The following is a 19,445-nucleotide window of genomic DNA, read 5'->3' as shown; positions in this document are numbered from 1 at the left end:
ATATTCGTTTCAAAAAGAAACACGAAACAATCTACTAAGTGAAACAATCTGATTATTAAAGGCTTTTTAAGTTGGCACAATAGTTGCATTAGAATAAGTGTAGAGAAAATTATAAAAATTAAAATCTGTAAAATAAGGGGAGAAACATAATGTTTGAAGAAAAAATGGATTTAAGATTACCAGGACCGGTTCAGGTACCGAAAGAGATTCAACGAGCAATGCTAAGAAGTTTCGACCATCCGATGATGGACTATCGCAATTCAGCATTTCAAGAAGTGCTGCAGGAAACGATTGAAAAAGCAAAGACCATTTTTCAAACAAAAAATATGGTTGTTCCACTTACAGCAAGTGGTGCATCTGCATTAGAAACGGCGATAATTAATACGGTAGGAGCGAATGATACCATCATTCTTTGTGTGATTGGTTACTTTGGCGAATACCTGCAAGGAATTACTACCCATTTAGGTTGTAAAGTTATTCGTGTTGATGCTGAGTGGGGAGAGGTTATTGACCCTGAGGATGTTAGAAAAGCGTTAAAAGACAATCCAGAAGCTAAAGCGGTATTTGCAACTCATTGTGAAACGTCTACATCGGCAATAAATAATATTAAAGATATCGCGGCTATTGTTAAAGACACGGATGCTATTTTCATGGTTGATGCGGTAAGTTCTATTGTAGGTACACCGCTTTACATGGATGAGTGGGGGATCGATATTGTTGCAACTGGAGGACAAAAGGCTTTAATGCAGCCGCCGGGTCTTGCTCTAATTACAATGAGTAATAAAGCTTGGGACGTAATTGAGAAACATCAATGCCCGTCATTCTACTTTGATTTAAAGTTATATCGAAAAGACATAGAAGCTGGAGTTGGGACACCTTATACACCAAACATTGCTCTAGTTTGTGGATTGCTAGAAGCATGCAATATGATCGAAAGAAGCGGTGGTATTGAGAGCGAATATAGACGCCATGAAGCGCTTCGTGATATGACTCGTGCTGGTGTTCGCGCCTTAGGACTTGAATTGTTAGTCGATGATTCTGCGGCAAGCCCAACCTTAACTGCAGTGAAGTTAGAGAATGCTGACGAATTTAGGAAGATGATGCGAGAGGAGTTTCATATCGCACTAGGTGGAGGTCTTGGCAAAGTCAAAAATAAGCTGCTCCGTCTCGGTCACATGGGCTATACCGATGCGGCTGATATGTTAAAAATGTTTGCAGCAATTGAATTAAGTTTGAAAAAGAGCGGTCACTCAGTTGAACTTGGTGCTGGGGTATCAGCAGCACAAAGGCATTGGCTTGAAAACCCGAATTGCTAAAAGGAATCTTTTAAAGGAGGAGTGATGGGATGAGTGAATATTATAGAGAAAAATTTAGCTCAGAAAGCTAATCTCGATACAGTCATTCCAAGAGAAAGGGTGATACTTGAGCCTAGTTTTATGTTCATCTCTGAAAACAGTGCTTTAAGTGTCATCAACGAATTTCGCGATTTAGGTTATCAAAAAGTTCTTTATCCTTCTCAGACCATTTTTGAATTAGATCCTGATATTCCTTTTAACCAAAGGACGGAAATGAAAGATTTCTGTGATGTTAATGGGTTGAAAATACTTGATAAATGTGGGAGTTTCTTAAGTGATTTGCTGATCGGGAAGCAGAATAATCTACATGACCTAGTTGTTGCTGGGGTTGATCGCTCTATTGGTGTACTTGGAGCTTTTGGAGCTGTTCCTCTCATTATTTCTCCATCATCAATGGCTCGTTGTCTCGGTACTGGAAAAGTTGAGATGATTATTCCAGAAACGGTCTATATTGAAATTAGCGGTTTTTTAAAAAGTGGTGCAAACGCTGAAGGTATATGTGACTATTTATTGGATTATTTTGAAGATAGTTTAGTAGGTTGTGGGATTATTGTTGGTGGAAACACAATCGAACAGCTAGATCATGAAGGACGAGGAAGGATTACTAGATTTATTCACGATTCAGGAGGTGCACTGGGTATTATTTCTCCTGATGGTCCAAATGGGCAAGTCGAAAGTGTTGTTAAAATAAAAGCACATTGTATTCCTGAGGTACATTAGCTACCCTAATATGAATAAGAAAGCAATGAAAGTCATGTAATCTATTAAATCCTCTTTATTTCTCTTGGCATATGGTTGAGATCGTTTACAATATAGATAAAACTCTTTCCAAATGTGAAGTGAATATGGAGGTTTTCATATGTCTGAGTTCGCTATTCTAGCCCCAATTGAGGAATTAATGAAAGTTGCAGAGGAAGCCTGTAGAAAAACTGGAGAAACGATTCCCGTGCTGAAGGTTAATTTTGATGAAGCCGTTTCTATGGCTAAGAAGTTTGAAAAAGACGGGACAGAAGTGATTATTAGTCGAGGAACGGTAGGACTGAGAATTATCGAATCGGAAGTAAGTATTCCGGTCGTACAGATTCCTATTACCGGCTATGATTTATTACGAACGATTATGGAAGCACGTAAACATGGTGAAAAAATTGGGATAGCCGATACTCTTGACGTTCTTCAAGGAATTGAAAGTATTGAATCTGCGCTTGGCTGTACCATTGAAAAATACAGAATAGAGTCTTTATCAGAAGTAGAAATAGGGGTTCAAACTCTGCTGGACCGGAAGATTGATGTTCTAATTGGAAAAGGCATTTATGTCAATAAAGTAAAAGACACGAACGTAAAAACCGTGATATTGTCATCCGGTGTAGAATCTGTTATCCAGGCAATTAAAGAAGCGAAAAGCTTACTAGAGGTTCGACGTTCTGAACTAGCACGGACGAAGCAATTACAGGCAATTCTAGACTTTATTGCAGATGGGGTAATTGCCGTCGATGAACATGGGATTATTACTGTGTGTAATCCATCTGTCCATAGTATTCTGAATATTCCGTATGATCGAGTCGTTGGAAAGTCGATCGATGATATTCTCGTAAACTCAGGGATGAAAAAGGTTATTTCTTCAGGTAAGGAGGAACTGAACCGAATTGAGGAAGAGAATGGTGTCAAAATTATCATAAATCGAATTCCAATCCGCCACGAGGATAAAGTATTTGGAGCTGTATGTACCTTCCAGGAAATTCAAAAGTTACAGCAGCAAGAGCAGGAAATTAGAAAAAAATTATTGCATCGTGGACATGTGACTAAATATCGCCTCGACAACATCGTTGGAGAAAGCAAAACTTTTCAAACAGCGATTGATAAAGTGAAAAAGTATTCACAGGTTGACTCTACCGTATTGTTAACTGGTGAAACAGGTGTAGGTAAAGAAGTATTTGCCCACTTGATACATAGCTATAGTAAACGTTCAGAAGGACCATTTGTTGCGGTTAACTGTGCAGCGATACCAGGGAATTTGTTAGAAAGTGAATTGTTTGGCTATGTGGAGGGGGCTTTTACGGGAGCAAGGAAAGGTGGAAAAACTGGTTTATTTGAACTCGCTCATCAAGGGACAATTTTTCTCGATGAAATTGGTGAGTTGGCTGAACCGTTGCAGGCACAGCTTCTAAGGGTGCTACAAGAAGGTGAAGTGATGCGACTTGGTGATGAGAGAGTGATACCGATAAACACGAGAGTGATCGCAGCTTCCAATCGTGATTTTGAAAAGATGGTTGAAGAAGAAGGATTTCGTGCTGATCTGTATTATCGTCTTAATATCCTGGACATTATGATTCCTGCATTACGTGAAAGAATCGATGATATTCCATTGTTGGCTAATTACTTTATAGGTGAGCTTAAGCAAAATATTCAAAGAGATATAGTTGGCTTTGATGCCGAAGCGATGGGGATTTTGCAAAGCTATCACTGGCCCGGGAATATTCGTCAACTCCGAAATATTGTTGAAAGAACAATGATACTCTCGCTGGATAAGGTAATAAATGGAGACACAGTAATGATAGCCGGTGGTAAGGACTTTTTAACGATAAAAAACGAGCATAGTCATAGAGATTCGAATGTGCATGATCAAGGGAGTCTTCAGGATTATAAGCGAGAATATATTCTAGATGTATTGGAACAGGTGAATGGAAATAAAACGGAAGCCGCAAAGATTTTAGGAATAGGCCGTACGACTTTATGGAGAAAAATAAATAACAAATAAAGGAGAATGACTTATGAAGGAAACTATGACAATACCCCCTTTAGACGAAAAAGTCATTTCACGTTTAATCACTATTTTTGGTGAAGATCGCATTCTGACAAGCAATACCGATATGATGACTTATTCTTATGATGCATCCTTCGAAACTCAAATGCATCCAAAAAAACCTCAGGTAGCTGTTATCGCTCTTTCGACAGAAGAGGTTAGTGAATGTGTTAAGCTCGCCAATGAATACAAAATCCCGTTGTATCCTAGAGGAGCTGCCACTGGGCAAACAGGTGGCGCTGTCTCGACAAAAGGCGGAATCATGTTGGACCTTTCAAAAATGAATCGGATTTTAGATATTGATTACCGAAACATGCAAGTGATGATTGAGCCTGGTGTTGTACAGAACGATTTAAACGAAGCATTGAAACCTTATGGATTACGATTTCCGCCTGATCCAGGTAGTGCCAACATGTGTACGATAGGTGGGATGGTTGCGAATAATTCGAGTGGACTTCGTGCTGTAAAGTATGGTGTAACCCGACATTACGTCCTTGGGATGGAAGTTGTCCTTCCCACTGGGGAAATCATTGTAACGGGCGGTGCCAAATCAAAAGCATTAAAATCTGTTTCAGGTTATGATCTGGCTCATCTAATGATTGGTTCAGAAGGAACGCTAGGAATTGTGACTCGTCTTCGTTTGAAATTATTACCTTTACCGGTGTCGAGAGGAATTGTTCTTTGTTCCTTTGAAAGATTAGAAGATGCAGGGGATGCAGTTAACGCAGTTTTCTCTTCAGGTTTGCAACCTTCGGCGATTGAAATCATGGATTTTAACTGTACGAAAGCAGTGAACATGATGAAGCCAGAACTGAGACTGCCTCTCGACAATGAAGCAGTTCTCGTATTTGAAGTAGATGGAGCGATTGAAGAAGTCTCGTCCCAGGTAAATCGATTAAAGAAAGTAGTTGAAAAATATACCAACTATTTGAAATTTAGTGACGAACCTGAAGAGTGTGAACAGCTTTGGCAAGCAAGAAAACTGGTCGGTGCATCAGTAGGTCTCTTGAAGCCAGGTGGATTCCGAGTGTATGGGGGAGAAGATATATGTGTTCCGATTTCCCGTTTACCTGAAACGTTACGTGAGATCCATAACATCGCAAAGAGGTACGGAATAATCTGCGGTATTTACGGGCATGTCGGTGATGGAAACATGCATACAGGTCCAGTTGTAAATCTCAATAACGAAGTAGAAATGGAAAACGTTCAAAAAATGATTGATGATATTCATCAGCTCGCGATCAAAATGGAGGGCACAACAACTGCAGAGCATGGTGTAGGAATTGTCAGAGCGAAATATATGGATGTAGAGCATGGTCCAGCCATGGAAGTTATGCGTGCAATTAAAAGAACGCTTGATCCCAACAACATTTTAAATCCAGGGAAGATGGCACTACCAAACTAAAAACTAGAGGTGAGACAACGTGAAAACATTAACTCCGGAAGAGTCAATGAATACATGTGTGCGTTGCGGCGCATGTCGTGGTGTATGTCCCACGCTTGATATAACGGGAAGAGAAGCAGATGGTCCAAGGGGCCGGGTGTTAATGGCGCGTAGCTTGTTAAACGGAGAAATCACGGTGGACCAAGAAATTAAGGATCAACTGGATCGCTGTCTGCTTTGTTCCGCTTGTGTGGATGTATGCCCAATAGACGTACAGGTTCCTGACATCGTCATGCTTGCCAAAGAAAGAATTGCAGCAACGACTGAAATGGCGACGTATCATGATCGAGGGGAAAAAGTTGATATAAAACAACCGGCATACCCCGTGCGCTCCTTTAAAGATTTTTTCTTTGATAAAGTATTAGCAAATCAAAAACGATTGAACACGGTTGGGGATTTACTATGGATTTATCAAAAAAGTGGCTTACAGACGGTAACAAGAGGTATAGGAATTATGAAACTGTTCCCAGAACAGATGCGATTAATGGAAAGAATTACTCCTGATATATTACCTCCAGCTAAAAGAAAGCCTCACCCTGAGTATACACCTCGTGCAAATGAGCAAAATGAATCAAGGGGTCGGGTTGCGTTTTTCCAAGGGTGTATTATGGATGTAATGTTTAGAGAAACAAATAAAAACTCTATTAAACTACTATCTAAAACTGGTTTTGATGTCGTAACACCCACGTCGCAGATGTGTTGTGGTGCCTTGCACCATCATAGTGGAAAAAAAGATAAAACAATCGAACTAGCAAAGGCCAACATAGAGGCTTTTGAAAATGCGAACGTCGACTATATTATTTCAAATGCCGGTGGTTGTGGTGCTGCTCTAGTAGAGTACGTCGAGTTGTTTCGAGAGGATCCTGAATGGTTGGAACGAGCAAAAAGATTTTCTGAGAAGATTCGTGACATTAGTGAAATCGTTCATGAAAAAGGGGATTTACCAAAAACAATTGGTAAAGGTGAACGTGTAACCTATCAGCCTTCCTGCCATCTTCAATACGTTATGAAGGTGAAGGACGCACCAGCTAAACTGGTTAAGCGTATACAGGATGTTGAATACGTTGAACTTCCTGAAAAGAAGTTTTGTTGCGGTTCAGCAGGGATTTACAACTTATTACAACCGGAGTTGGCTAATCAAATTTTAGATAAGAAGATGAAAAAGGTGAAGGAAACGGAAGCTGCAGTACTGATAACCGCCAACCCTGGGTGCTTTTTGCAAATGAAATTAGGCATTCATAAGGAAGGTATGGAAAAAGTCATTGAAGCTAAGCATGTTGTTGATTATTTGGTTGAATCAATTGAAAGAGCAGAAAGCGTTTAAAAACGGAATAGAGCTAGAAACATCCATCTAAAAGGAGATGAAGGTATGCGAACGATAAGAGAACAGTCTTTAGAACTTCATAAGCAAGCAAAAGGAAAGTTAAGCGTAAACATAAAGGTAGATGTGCAGAATGCCCATGATTTAAGTTTAGTCTATTCTCCAGGTGTCGCAGAACCATGTAAAGAAATTCACGAGAACCCTGAAAAAGTATATGATTATACGATTAAAGGAAACTTAGTAGCTATTGTATCCGATGGGACTTCTGTTCTTGGTTTAGGAAATATTGGCGGAGCAGCGTCAATGCCTGTTATGGAAGGAAAATCAGCTCTGTTTAAAGCATTTGCTGATATTGATGCCTTCCCAATTTGTTTAAATATTACGGACCCTGAACAAATTATTCAAACGGTTAAAGCAATGGAACCAACGTTTGGTGGGATTAATTTAGAAGATATATCGGCTCCAAATTGCTTTATTATTGAAGAAAGATTAAAGAAAGAAATGAATATCCCAGTCTTCCATGACGATCAGCACGGAACAGCTATTGTTACAGCTGCCGGATTAATTAATTCCTTAAAGCTTGTTAACAAAAAGTTAAGAGATAGTACGGTTGTTGTTAATGGTGCTGGAGCAGCAGGAATTGCCATAACAAAATTACTTTTTAACATGGGAGTTTATGACATTATCCTGTGCGATTCTAAGGGTGCAATTTATTCGGGGCGCAGTAATGGCATGAATGACATGAAAGAATCGATTACGAAAATAACCAATAAAAACAATTTAAAAGGCTCATTACAGGAAGTGATTAAAGGAACAGATGTGTTTGTTGGTGTATCTGTTGCGAGGGCATTAACAAAAGAGATGATTCTTACAATGAAAGAGGATCCAATTATATTTGCAATGGCGAATCCTGATCCTGAAATTATGCCTGCTGAAGCGATAGCTGCGGGTGCAGCAGTTATCGGGACTGGACGATCAGATTTACCAAATCAAGTCAATAATGTTCTTGCTTTTCCTGGGATTTTTAAGGGAGCATTAAAGGTTTTCGCCTCTGAAATAAATGAAGAGATGAAATTAGCTGCTGTATATGCCATTTCAAATTTAGTTGACCCTGAAGAGCTTACGAATGAATATATCATCCCGAATGTTTTTGATAGTCGAGTGGTCGAAGCAGTAGCAGATGCAGTTGCACAAGCTGCTATGGATACAGGAGTTGCTAGAAGAGTAGAAAATTTGTCTATCTAAATAACGCAACTCAAATAGTGCAGAATGAAAGGAATCGTGTTATGAAGTTTGCTAGATTTGCTAAAGACTCGGAAGTATTTTACGGAGTTATTACTAATGGCATTATTAAGGTAATCAAGGGTGATATGTTTGGAGAATGGGAAAACACAGATCAATTATTTTCTGCGAATGAAGTAAAATATTTAGCACCATTAGAGCCAAATCAAATAATTGGAATTGGTGTGAACTATGTTGGTAAGGTAGAAGATCTTCCTACTACATTACCTGAAGTACCTGTATTTTTCTTTAAACCATTAACAACAATCATTGGCCCTGAAGAAGAAATCGTTATACCTGCTGCAATTGACCATGTAAAGTTTGAATCAGAATTAGCGATCATTATTGGGAAAAACGCTAAAAATGTTGCCGAAGAAGATGTATTAGACTATGTATTTGGTTATACGATAGGAAATGATGTTACAGCACCTCAATATTTCAGTGAAGATGGTACAAGGACGATTGGTAAATCATTTGATACGTTTACTCCCTTAGGTCCTTTCATTGAGACTAAGCTTGATCCATTTAACGTTAAAATAGAAGCGAGAGTAAATAATGTAGAAATGCAAAACAGTGCAACTGAATTAATGATTGTTCCGATTCGCAAGATGATTTCCTATCTTTCAAGTGTAATGACTTTAAAAAAGGGCGATGTCATTTTAACAGGAACCCCTCTTGGTGCTGAATTTGTAGGAGCGGGTGATATTATAGAATGTGAAATTAAAGAAATAGGGACTCTTCGTAATACCTTTGTATCTGCAAAAGAAACAATCGAGGTTAATTAGACATAATATGCCATGGCTTAAACGTCGTGGTTTTTCTACTTTTAAAGGATAACTCACTCTAATTGAAGATCTTTCATTTAAGTTGCCAGCCAAAACCAAAGTGTATTTAGTTGTCTAACACATTGACTGTTTTTAGAAAATTGTGTATTATCAGACTAAAATTATGTATACTGTATGCGATGATAAGTTGTTTTTTAAAGTGAGGTTTAGTAGAAATTAAGGCAATGTTGGCCTTCATTGACGAGGAGGATTAAAATGAATCAAATGAACAGCAACACCGTACTTTCTATTAAGAACATTGTCTGGAACCGAGGGGGAAAGCAAATTTTAAATGAGGTTTCATGGGATATTCAAAACGGTGAACATTGGGCGCTTCTAGGTTTAAATGGGTCAGGAAAAACAACTCTTCTTAAGATTATTACAGGATACCTTTGGGCAAATAGTGGAGAGGTTACTGTACTAGGCAACCATTTTGGGCATACAAATATTCCTGAATTACGCAAATCCATTGGGTGGGTGAGTTCCTCATTAGATGAGAGGTTTCAACGCTTGAAGTAGTATTAAGTGGCAAATATGCTTCTATTGGATTATTTGAGGAAATTACCGAGGAGGATATAGTCAAGGGAATTCAACTACTTGAACAATTTAGGATAAGATCTTTAGGCGATCAACTTTTTAGTTCTCTTTCTCAAGGTGAAAAAAGAAGAACAATGATTGCACGCGCATTAATGTCTGCACCACGGTTGTTAATCTTGGATGAGCCCTGTAATGGATTAGATATCTATTCTAAGGAAGAGCTTTTATCGACCATTGAAGGATTGACCACAACACCTGGTGGGCCAACCATAGTATATGTTTCACACCATATAGAGGAGATTGTCCCGTCTATATCCCACGCTTTGTTACTAAACTCTGGTAGTGTAATAGCTAAAGGAGATAAAAAAACGATACTAACAGAAACGTTGTTAGAGAAAACGTTTCGTCTCCCGATATTACTAGAGTGGGAGAATGATCGCCCTTGGTTGCGTATTAAATCATTGGTAGAGAAAGTGTAGAATAGATTTTATCGAAAAAAACTGTTGAGAGTGTTTTGGATTAAGGTTAAATCTTATTCTATCAACTAATGATTATAATAGTAAAAATATTCTGAAAGTGGTAAAATAGTCCATAGATCTTTACCTAAATAGACCGATAATAATTATGAGGTTTTATTTTTTTCAGGAAGTTAGCCCGTTTAAACTCAGGGTATAAAGAAACTACATATGAAACGAGGGGGAAAAGTGAATATTATCATTGCACCAGATTCATTTAAAGGCTCGATATCAGCCCCGAAATTGTGTTCAATTTTAAAAAAAGGTGTATTAAAGGTCTTCCCCGATGCCAACATAAGCGAAATTCCGTTAGCTGATGGTGGTGAAGGAACGCTGGAAAACATGGTCTATGCATCTGGTGGTCGGGTTATGATGACGAGCGTACAAGGACCTTTACAAAAACTAGTAAACGCATCATACGGAATCTTAGGTGACAATGAAACAGTAATTATTGAGATGGCCCAAGCATCAGGCTTACCATTAGTATCTGAAAGGGAAAAAAATCCACTACTAGCAACAAGTTATGGTACCGGTGAACTAATAAAACATGCCTTAGGTGAAGGCTACCGTAAATTTGTGATTGGCCTAGGTGGAAGTGCTACAAATGATGGTGGTACTGGAATGTTAAACGCATTAGGAGTTAAATTTTACGATGAAATTGGACAAGAATTAAAAAATACTCTTGATGTGCTTTCTAATTTATCATTTCTGGATGATTCTGAAATCGATTCAAGAATACAAGAATCTTCTTTTACAATTGCGAGTGATGTAGAGAATACCTTGTGTGGTCTAGAGGGAGCTTCATTCGTTTTTGGTCCACAAAAAGGAGCAACTCCTGAGATGGTCGAACAACTCGATGAAGCCCTTTATAATTTTAGTGAAGTAGTTTTCAAACAAAAGAATATCAACATGCGCGAAATCGTTGGTGGGGGTGCTGCTGGAGGAATGGGAGCTGCACTCGTTACCTTTCTAGGGGCAGAGTTGAAGTCTGGAATTGAAGTTGTCATGGATTCAATCAATTTTGAAGAAATTGTTCAAGGAGTGGATTTAGTTATTACGGGGGAAGGTAAATTAGATTCTCAAACTCTTTCAGGAAAGGTGATTGCAGGAGTAACGAAAATTACCAACAAATATGAAATTCCTGTTATCGCTTTATGTGGAGGATTAGATCTTAACCATTCCCAACTTTCGAAATTAGGTGTACTTGCAGGATTTTCTATAGTACCTGGTCCATGTACTTTGGACTCTGCACTAGAAAATGCCCCGGATTGGGCAGAGGATCGAATTGTTCAGATCATGAGTATTGTGAAACAGTTTAGTTAATATCGATAAAAACCTTCAAAAGTTGAGAATTAGTACAAATAAGATTAGAATTTCAAAGGAGAAATGAAACATGAAACCTAAAGTGTATATTACTAGAAAGCTGCCAGATGAAATTGTAAATAAAATCAAAGAGGTATGTGAAGTATCAATGTGGGAAAAAGAAGATATCCCTGTTCCACGAGAAGTACTAGAGCAAGAAATTAAAGACGTAGATGGACTGTATTCTTTGTTAACTGAAACAATTGATGAACCACTTCTCGAAAAGGCTAAAAATCTAAAAATCGTAAGTAATATGGCTGTTGGATACAATAACATCGATGTTGAGGCAGCAACTAAAAAGGGTATTATGATCACAAATACTCCAGGTGTTTTAACCGAAACAACAGCTGACTTAACCTTTGCGCTTTTAATGGCAACTGCCCGGAGAATTGTTGAGTCGTCCAATTATATAAGAGAAGGCAAATGGGAAACCTGGTCGCCAATGCTTTTGACAGGCCAAGATATTTATGGTTCAACATTAGGGATAATTGGGATGGGTAGAATTGGAGAAGCTTTAGCTAAAAGAGCGGCAGGATTCAATATGAAGCTACTATATCATAATCGAAGTCGGAAAGAAGAGCTTGAACAAGAACTAGGATTAAGTTATACCGATATGAATTCTCTACTGCGGGAATCAGATTTTGTATGTGTGCTAACTCCCTTAACACCAGAAACAAAGAACTTAATAGACTATGAACAACTTGCTCTTATGAAGGAAACAGCTGTCTTAATTAACACAGCCCGCGGTGGAGTTGTCAATGAAGAAGCTTTATATGAAGCTTTGAAAAACGGTGAAATTTGGGCAGCGGGACTAGATGTTTTTGAGCAAGAGCCAATTTCAATGGAAAACCCTTTATTAAGTCTTCCAAATGTAATTGCCATACCACATATAGGTAGCGCAAGTATCACCACTAGAAAGAACATGGCAAAATTGGCCGCAGATAATTTACTGCAGGGGTTAAGTGGGAAAGAACCTAAAAATCTTGTGAATCAGATAGTGAAAAGTTAACGATATAAAAAGTAGCCTCTGGTATCTTCATTAATGGAATTCTCATAAGCCTTCAAAACTAGAAGAATTGTCATAAGGGATAGACTTCTTACATAAAATATTTATATTCTTTGCGATATTTTTGAAGTCGTAAAATTCTTAATGCATTCTAGATGAGATGAGGGGACTATTTGTCTAACGCCGGTGAAAGAGCTTTAGCTGCAGCGACACAATTGGAGAAAATTGGGTTTGTTGATTTTACGGTGGATCTAGTAAGAGGAGTCTATCAGGTAATTTTGAACGGCTCTATAGAACAATTAAAAGCATATGCTGAGTTTGTATCATCTGTAGCTAAAACGCTTGAAGATTATCAAGCAGAGGTTATTGGAGCAAACGGACAAGAAGAGTTAAATACTAAAGCAGATAGTTATATTAAAGAAATTTTCCAATTGGAGCCAACCACTTCTACCCACGCATTAACTGATGACCAGTATAATAATATGATGGAACACTTCTCCGGAGTAACGATTACTACTGGTAATGAAAGTAAGTCTTTTGATAATTTAACCGAAAAAAGTGGGACTCGATCAATTACAAATGAAAATTTAAGATTGCTTGTAATAGCTAAACTAAAGCAATCAGCAAAAGAGTCATATGACCTTATCAAAACTATACTTAAAATCGGTATGCAAAAAGTGGTAGTGACAAACGGTGAAATTTTTACAAAACTAACTTTCCATGTTGATACGCAAGATACTTACGAGAAAACGAACAACAACTATAACACAAGATCCTCGGGTTGGGGTCTTGGAGGAGCAGTTGGTGGGAGCATAGGTAAACTTTTTGGAGGAAGCCTGTCCGGAGGTTATCGTAGTAGCAACCTGAATGTCAGTGTTGTCAATGAAAAATCAACCGCTGCCTCGAATGTAAATGTTGATGTCTTGGGAAGTGTTAAAATCCAGTTCCGAACAGAAACATTTCCTTCAATAGACGCTTAAGTCATGGAAATTAAAGATTTTCTTGTGATGTTGCAATATGAAGTCCAAAAAAGTTTCGATTTTGTGGATGCGACTAAAGGAATCAAAGATAGCGATGCTTCGGTACTTCATATAGCATTGGAAAAAGTTGAAGTCGAATTGCCTGTTGCTTTCTCATCAAAAGAAATTGTATACAAACCCGCAGAGTCCACACATTTTGCTCCCGCAGTAAAACGTTTAAGATTGCCTTACAATGAAAAAACTGTTATTGATAAACACTACTTACCTAGAAAAGAGTTAAAGGGGAGTTCAATTAACGTAGAAATTATGGGGCCTAATGAAAAGATAGACGAAAAATATTCTTCTGAATTAATTGGACGAATAAAAGTAACTATGAAACCGATTATGAAGTAAACCTCAAAACGGAACCTTTTAACAAAAAGGTTCCGTTTTGACTTATTTAGCATTAAATGCATTTAATCCTACTCGTCAGATTCTTCACCTGGTCTTGATGCTTGAGTAGGGAGTGTGTCCCAGAAACTTGTATCAGCCGATTCTATGGAACCATCAGCAATTGCTCGAACCGCTGAATCAAGAGTTGTAATGGTTTGTCTAATTAAATACCCATTACTCTTTTGTCCCAAAGCGTAAGATTCGATATAGTGATCAGACATCCCACGCATTTCAAATAGCAGCGTCGAAATATCATAGCGAACTGCTGCTCCGTTACGACCAATATTTTCGCCAGAACCTCCATTATACTTACCAATATGACCCCAGCCAGTAGTTTCAATTGCATTATATACAACAGCGCCCAGTTTCTTAGAACCTTCCAAGACTTCTGGTTTTACTTGCGAATTCGTTGGGTGAAGGATTGAACCTGAAACCAATTCACCTTCTGTTTGGCTTGTAGTACCTTGATGATGCAAATCAATCATGTAGTCAATCTCATATTTTTCAAACACATTTTCATGTAAAGCTTTTACTTCAACTTCCATATCACTCGTTGCTTTCGCATGTTCGCGATTTAAATCAACCTCGTTTGCATTGTAACGAGTAAGGTGACGATCTCCGTCTGCTAAATAGTTATCGAGGGAGAAGTTGACATCTCCCATCGCACCATCTGCATTTAACATTGGGATCACCATTATATTTACGTTATCCAGAACACTTTTTGTTTTATTAGTACCCAAATGTTTAATGAATTCAAGTGCACCTTCAGTTGTCAGTTGTTCATTTCCGTGCTGCTGAGTTAAGAAGAGAATCGTAGGATTATTCGGGTTAGAGATGTATTTAGCTAAGTAAATATCGCGGCCCTTTACAGTTTGACCGATTACTTCTAGCTCCATCGCTTCTTGTTTACCGTCTTGTGTTTTAAGGTAATCTACCATACTCTCATAAGTATGTAGGATCGAAGTTTGAATTGATCCATTCCCAGCTCCTGGTCCTTCACCAACCGCTCCAACTGGAATAGCAACCGCAGAAACAGCTCCAAGTGCCAATAAACTAGATAATGATACAGACAAGACTTTCTTTTTTAAATTCATCAAATCTCCCCAATCCATTTTGTATGTATAGTTACAAAAAGTAACTTACTCTCTATTAATCCTATCGTTTAAACCTCCAACTGTTAATAGCGATAAACACCCAAAGTTATGACACGTTTTTCTATGAGAAAAGAAGCGTGCAGAACTGAGGGGGAAAATAAATGCTCGTAAAACCAGAGAAGAGAATCTATTAGACAATTAACTAGTTCTATTAACTTTGCAATTAGTAGAGGTAAAAGTCATATAAATTTTTTCAACTAGGCTCACGAAAGAAAATATTGTCGAAAAAATTCTATTATGTACCAATAATTGTAGATTGCCCTAAAAAGCGCCTAGGCAAAGTAGGCTAGTCTCGCACAAAGACTACCTTACTCTGCCTAGCTCTATGACATTGTTGGGATGTAATGAGTGGATGAACCGACGGGATAGCAGGATACATAATATTGTTCCTTTCATTGTTATGGGAGGGATCTTTTCTCCCTGTTTGAGGATGAATATATGGCCCAGAAGGATCATCAGATATAAATTGATTTTGCGCAGAATGAAAACGAGTGAATAAAATATGTCCTACCTCATGTGCCAATGTATAAGTATCAGCTGCTCGATCTGACAGTGCAATGTGTCCAAATAATTTAAAATCGGATTCATTTCTGAAATCTTCAAAATCTGGGAGTGCAACACCTACAGTTTGTCTTCCTCCAGCAAAAAAATCGCCACTTAAATAAACAACATAAATTGCCATTCTATGGTTAGTGTGCCGTTTCGTTTGTTGGATTAATGAATCAACCGCTCCACCTTTACTCATCGTTTCACTACTTGTCAGTGAAGTGGCGTTTAGAAGTAGTGGAGAGAAAAACGTTCCCCCTGAAACAAAATTGATAATATCTGTTCCCCCAACCTTCCATGTTTGATTAGCAGTACGAATATCTTGATTTAATCGAGTACGACATCGTTTCCCATTTTCTCCTGAAAGGGCATCTCTAGTGAAAATTCCATACACATAAACTGTATAAGTAGCCAAAGTTATATAACCCCTTAATGTTTAAACTATTAATACAGTTTATTAATGAAGAGGACAGGATGATTAGGTGAAGGTAATTGGTTTTTAAAAAAGGCTAAACAAACATTGTGGTTTTTATTTTTTGCGTAGTTTTACGAACTCTAGTGGGCTAGGGAATAAAATGATTCAAAAAAAACCTCTTCAACTTGAAGAGGTTTATAAATAGAGCTTTGGTTTGGAATCAGGTGTGCCTTCATCATAACGTGAATAAGGCTTCTTCTTCTTATCCATTACTAGAGAACTACAAGCATCTGAGAAATCGTAGGGGATGAATTGTTTGTACTTGTCAGGAAAAATCACTGCATTTTTGTAATCTCTATATGGTTGGTCAATCGTTTTATAATCACGATCACGTTGTGTTTTCATATGGTTAACAATAACTGTTCCAATATATCTACCTAATTGGAGCCCTTCATCATTATCTGAAGGGAAATGAACGCCCGCATACAATCGACTAACCGCATCGTCCTCAGCTATTTTGTGAAGCTTTCGTGCCTCTTCCGGGAAAAAGTAGCTAAGCAGAACTTCTGTACAGCCTGACATCGTGGCATGACCGGAAGGATACGTTGGAAAACGTGGTGTGCATAACAATGTTCTCATCTCTTGATCATATTGATCAGGTCTAGCTACATCCCATCGATATTTTAAATCCCAAACGATCATCATCGTATCATTAATCGCACCTTGTACAGCTGCCATGATCCGTGCTGCATGCGTCGGGCCAACTCCATAGGTATCAATTAAACGATCGATAACTGGTGTCCACTGTTTAGTAGGGGCTCCAGTTCCATAATAAATACCAATATTTCGTTGAGTAGGTGTCAAATTCTTTAACGCATCTTGGACTGTACGTAACTCCTTTTCAAAGTCAACCTGATTAGGATGTTTGATTGGGAGTTGCATTATTCTTCCATTTGGATCAAGAAAATCCCCGTTTCTGCCTCGCTTTAGATAAGAGAGAGACCAGGAACCTGCAAGGGGTGTGACCGGATTAGTAGGAGTTGTATCTTCTCGCGCGTAGGGTGTCTCTGACCAGAGTAAGTAATCGCTCAAAATTTTTCACCTCATTTTTTCTTTGTACTACATAATATGTAAGAAGAAAAGAGGTGTATAGACACTTTGTAAAGATATTAGCCTAAAATTCTGACATGAAGTGTGTCCTTTTCGTAACAGAAATCCAATTAGTTAGCTCCTTTAAGAAGTGAACCATTCTCTTAAAAACGTTGTAGATTCGAAGGATGACACTTGACAATTAAATTTAAATAACATAATATTATAAAATTGTCTTACAAATAAAAAAATAAAGATGTATATTGTTAGTAAGGGAGGTAGGATGATGGAAAACAGTAAAGAGCCAGCAATAGATATAAAATCACTTAGTCGAAAAACGCTCTCAAAACAAGTAATTGATGAAATGATTGAATTACTAATGTCGGGACAACTTAAACCAGGAGATAGAATACCATCAGAACTAGAGTTAATGGAGATCTGTAAGGTTAGCAGGCCTGTTATACGGGAAGCTTTAACCTCTCTTGAGGTACTAGGAATTGTTAACCGAAAAACTCGTAATGGAACATTCTTTTCAGATAAGATTGGAAGTAAACCCTTTTCTATGATGTTAGCGCTTTCGGTAGGTGATATTCCTTCTATAATTGAAACAAGAGTCGCATTAGAGCTAGGATTAGTCACATTAGCAGCTGAAAAAATTACGGATGAAGATTTAGAAAAGTTAAAAGAGACAATTGAAGTAATGAAAAATTTACCAACAGAAGACTCCTCTGAAATTGATAAGGAGTTTCATAAAATTATCGCACTTAGTGCAAAAAATCCACTTTTTGAGGGAATTATCGAGCCATTACAAAATCTTCATCAAAAAGTACTAGAGCAGATCCCATTGGAAGATAGAGATTTAGAAAATACGTTGAACTATCACATTGATATATATAACGCGCTTGAAAAGCGTGATCCGATAGAATCATATATCACCATGTATCGTCATCTTGATTTTGTTAGAAAGAAAGCAATGAAAAGCTTGGAAGTCAATTAGCTGATTGTAAAAAATTAAGTCATAAAGACTTTCATAAGTATTTAAAGCCCGAGTGAGCGACAAATTAAAAAGTCCTCTACTCGGGTTTTTATATGGAAGAAAGAATTCAGTAGGTAGCAGCATGAAATAGTGTAAATCTAAAATCATATATCTTAGCCAACACTACTAATCAACTAAAATTTCAAGTGAAACCTTGATAATTAGATTAGTTTGAATATTTATAAAATTTTACGTTGACTTGATATTTTATTTGTCTTACAATTAAACCAACAAGATATAATTATAAAAAATTGTTAAACTTGTAAGCGCATACTTATAGTGGCGGTCACTTCTTAATTCGCAGGAGGGGTAAAAAATAATGAAAGTATCCGTGACGACAACGAAGTTTGATTTAACTGAGGGTGACTTGAAACAAATGTGCCAATTAGGAGTAGACTGTGTTGATTTTGGTACAGGGTCTTCGTTTCCTGGTGTTAAAGAACAGGGTTATCCAGATTTAGACGAACTATTAAAAATGAAACGAAGAGTTCGGTCCTTTGGCCTCGACATTAACCGAGTGACACTACCTGATCTCTCAAAAAAGTTTATGAACAATGAAGATGGAAGTGAAGTAGAACTAGAAAATTCTGTGAAAGCGGTAAAGGTTTTCGGTGAGGCTGGTATTACGATTGTCAGACAGAGATTTGAAGGAGACACTTTCAATTATATGACAAAGAGTTACCAAGCTAGACAAAGAGGGGGAGCCATTGCTCGTGGCGAGAGCTTAGGTTTTAACAAGGAAGAGTATGAAACTCCTACTCTCGAAGAACATGAGAAATGGTGGAGTCGTTTCCGTGATGCATATGCTGAGCTCGTACCTGTTTGTGAAGATTATGGTGTGAGAATAGGAATGCATCCGTCAGATTCACCAAACCATGATACGCCTTTTGGAGGTCTAGGTTACCGTCGCATTATAGATGAATTTCCAAGCAGTAATGTTGGCTATGTCTATTGTGTTGGGACACGTGCTGAAGAGGGGGGGAGTCCATTAGTCTTAAATGAGATAAATCATTACGGAAGAAAAGATCGACTATTCCTCGTTCATTTCCGTAATGTTAGAGGAACCTTACCAACAGCTGGAGCATTTGAAGAGGCTTTGTTAGATGATGGAGATATGAACATGTTTAAGATATTGCTAGAGCTTAGAAAAGTTGGTTATAAAGGCTGTTTGAATCCTGATCATGTACCCATGATGGAAGGCGATAACCCAGATCTAAATGGTAATTGGGCTCATTCGAATATTGGTTGGAGTTATGGAAGTGTAGGTTTTGCCTATTCGATTGGTTACATAAAAGCACTACTGGCTGCGTTAGTTGAATTTGAAGGATAGAATAAAAAAGGGGGTGGG

The 19,445-nt window shown here is 38.0% G+C and carries 18 protein-coding genes and 1 pseudogene; 16 read left to right on the top strand and 3 right to left on the bottom strand.

What is annotated here, in order from left to right:
- Positions 1-149 precede the first annotated feature (149 nt).
- The 14 genes and pseudogenes from ACFFIX_RS23985 to ACFFIX_RS23920 all read left to right on the top strand — a co-directional run bounded on the left by ACFFIX_RS23985 (position 150) and on the right by ACFFIX_RS23920 (position 13,818).
- Positions 150-1,316 (top strand): pyridoxal-phosphate-dependent aminotransferase family protein, encoded by a 1,167-nt coding sequence (locus tag ACFFIX_RS23985; protein WP_378938591.1) that lies wholly within the window; start codon positions 150-152, stop codon positions 1,314-1,316.
- A 33-nt stretch (positions 1,317-1,349) separates the two neighbouring features.
- Positions 1,350-2,075, top strand: a complete 726-nt coding sequence (locus ACFFIX_RS23980) for a 3-isopropylmalate dehydratase large subunit (RefSeq protein WP_378938589.1) — start codon at positions 1,350-1,352, stop codon at positions 2,073-2,075.
- A 139-nt stretch (positions 2,076-2,214) separates the two neighbouring features.
- Positions 2,215-4,110: a sigma 54-interacting transcriptional regulator gene (locus tag ACFFIX_RS23975; protein ID WP_378938587.1), complete on the top strand. Its 1,896-nt coding sequence runs from the start codon at positions 2,215-2,217 to the stop codon at positions 4,108-4,110.
- 13 nt (positions 4,111-4,123) lie between these two features.
- The gene (locus ACFFIX_RS23970; protein ID WP_378938585.1) at positions 4,124-5,560 is read left to right on the top strand and encodes an FAD-binding oxidoreductase; all 1,437 of its coding nucleotides are present in this window, start codon (positions 4,124-4,126) and stop codon (positions 5,558-5,560) included.
- A 19-nt stretch (positions 5,561-5,579) separates the two neighbouring features.
- Positions 5,580-6,923 carry a (Fe-S)-binding protein gene (locus ACFFIX_RS23965; protein ID WP_378938583.1) on the top strand — a complete coding sequence of 448 codons (1,344 nt, stop codon included), beginning with the start codon at positions 5,580-5,582 and terminating at the stop codon, positions 6,921-6,923.
- 45 nt (positions 6,924-6,968) lie between these two features.
- Positions 6,969-8,165, top strand: a complete 1,197-nt coding sequence (locus tag ACFFIX_RS23960) for an NAD(P)-dependent malic enzyme (protein ID WP_378938581.1) — start codon at positions 6,969-6,971, stop codon at positions 8,163-8,165.
- Positions 8,166-8,206: 41 nt separating this feature from the next.
- Entirely contained in the window at positions 8,207-8,986 is a 780-nt protein-coding gene (locus ACFFIX_RS23955; protein WP_378938579.1) for a fumarylacetoacetate hydrolase family protein, read from the top strand.
- A gap of 255 nt (positions 8,987-9,241) precedes the next feature.
- Positions 9,242-9,544: an ATP-binding cassette domain-containing protein gene (locus ACFFIX_RS23950; RefSeq protein ID WP_378938577.1), complete on the top strand. Its 303-nt coding sequence runs from the start codon at positions 9,242-9,244 to the stop codon at positions 9,542-9,544.
- A gap of 23 nt (positions 9,545-9,567) precedes the next feature.
- A pseudogene (locus ACFFIX_RS23945) lies at positions 9,568-9,696 on the top strand (molybdenum ABC transporter ATP-binding protein); the annotation flags it as partial.
- 18 nt (positions 9,697-9,714) lie between these two features.
- Positions 9,715-10,041 (top strand): ATP-binding cassette domain-containing protein, encoded by a 327-nt coding sequence (locus ACFFIX_RS23940; protein WP_378938576.1) that lies wholly within the window; start codon positions 9,715-9,717, stop codon positions 10,039-10,041.
- 225 nt (positions 10,042-10,266) lie between these two features.
- On the top strand, positions 10,267-11,400 hold the full coding sequence (locus ACFFIX_RS23935; RefSeq protein ID WP_378938574.1) for a glycerate kinase: 1,134 nt from the start codon (positions 10,267-10,269) through the stop codon (positions 11,398-11,400).
- Between the two features lie 70 nt (positions 11,401-11,470).
- On the top strand, positions 11,471-12,448 hold the full coding sequence (locus ACFFIX_RS23930) for a 2-hydroxyacid dehydrogenase (RefSeq protein WP_378938572.1): 978 nt from the start codon (positions 11,471-11,473) through the stop codon (positions 12,446-12,448).
- A gap of 170 nt (positions 12,449-12,618) precedes the next feature.
- Entirely contained in the window at positions 12,619-13,425 is an 807-nt protein-coding gene (locus tag ACFFIX_RS23925) for a hypothetical protein (protein ID WP_378938570.1), read from the top strand.
- Positions 13,426-13,428: 3 nt separating this feature from the next.
- The gene (locus ACFFIX_RS23920) at positions 13,429-13,818 is read left to right on the top strand and encodes a hypothetical protein (RefSeq protein ID WP_378938568.1); all 390 of its coding nucleotides are present in this window, start codon (positions 13,429-13,431) and stop codon (positions 13,816-13,818) included.
- 68 nt (positions 13,819-13,886) lie between these two features.
- On the opposite strand, the gene ACFFIX_RS23915 is transcribed toward ACFFIX_RS23920, so the two are convergent.
- The 3 genes from ACFFIX_RS23915 to ACFFIX_RS23905 all read right to left on the bottom strand — a co-directional run bounded on the left by ACFFIX_RS23915 (position 13,887) and on the right by ACFFIX_RS23905 (position 17,064).
- Entirely contained in the window at positions 13,887-14,951 is a 1,065-nt protein-coding gene (locus tag ACFFIX_RS23915; RefSeq protein WP_378938566.1) for a M14 family zinc carboxypeptidase, read from the bottom strand.
- 346 nt (positions 14,952-15,297) lie between these two features.
- Positions 15,298-15,972 carry a hypothetical protein gene (locus tag ACFFIX_RS23910; protein ID WP_378938564.1) on the bottom strand — a complete coding sequence of 225 codons (675 nt, stop codon included), beginning with the start codon at positions 15,970-15,972 and terminating at the stop codon, positions 15,298-15,300.
- Between the two features lie 195 nt (positions 15,973-16,167).
- A complete protein-coding gene (locus tag ACFFIX_RS23905) occupies positions 16,168-17,064 on the bottom strand; it encodes a vanadium-dependent haloperoxidase (RefSeq protein WP_378938562.1) in 897 nt (298 codons plus the stop codon).
- Positions 17,065-17,347: 283 nt separating this feature from the next.
- Between ACFFIX_RS23905 and ACFFIX_RS23900 the strand changes: the two genes are divergently transcribed.
- Both ACFFIX_RS23900 and ACFFIX_RS23895 read left to right on the top strand, forming a co-directional pair.
- Complete coding sequence (locus ACFFIX_RS23900; RefSeq protein WP_378938560.1) at positions 17,348-18,058, top strand: FadR/GntR family transcriptional regulator; 711 nt, start codon at positions 17,348-17,350, stop codon at positions 18,056-18,058.
- A 358-nt stretch (positions 18,059-18,416) separates the two neighbouring features.
- Complete coding sequence (locus tag ACFFIX_RS23895) at positions 18,417-19,427, top strand: mannonate dehydratase (protein ID WP_378938558.1); 1,011 nt, start codon at positions 18,417-18,419, stop codon at positions 19,425-19,427.
- Positions 19,428-19,445: the final 18 nt, after the last annotated feature.

The sequence above is a fragment of the Metabacillus herbersteinensis genome, assembly GCF_042433335.1.
Taxonomy (GTDB): Bacteria; Bacillota; Bacilli; order Bacillales; family Bacillaceae; genus Metabacillus; species Metabacillus herbersteinensis.
Note: the sequence above shows the minus strand (reverse complement) of the source record. Positions and strands in the feature narration are given on the sequence as shown.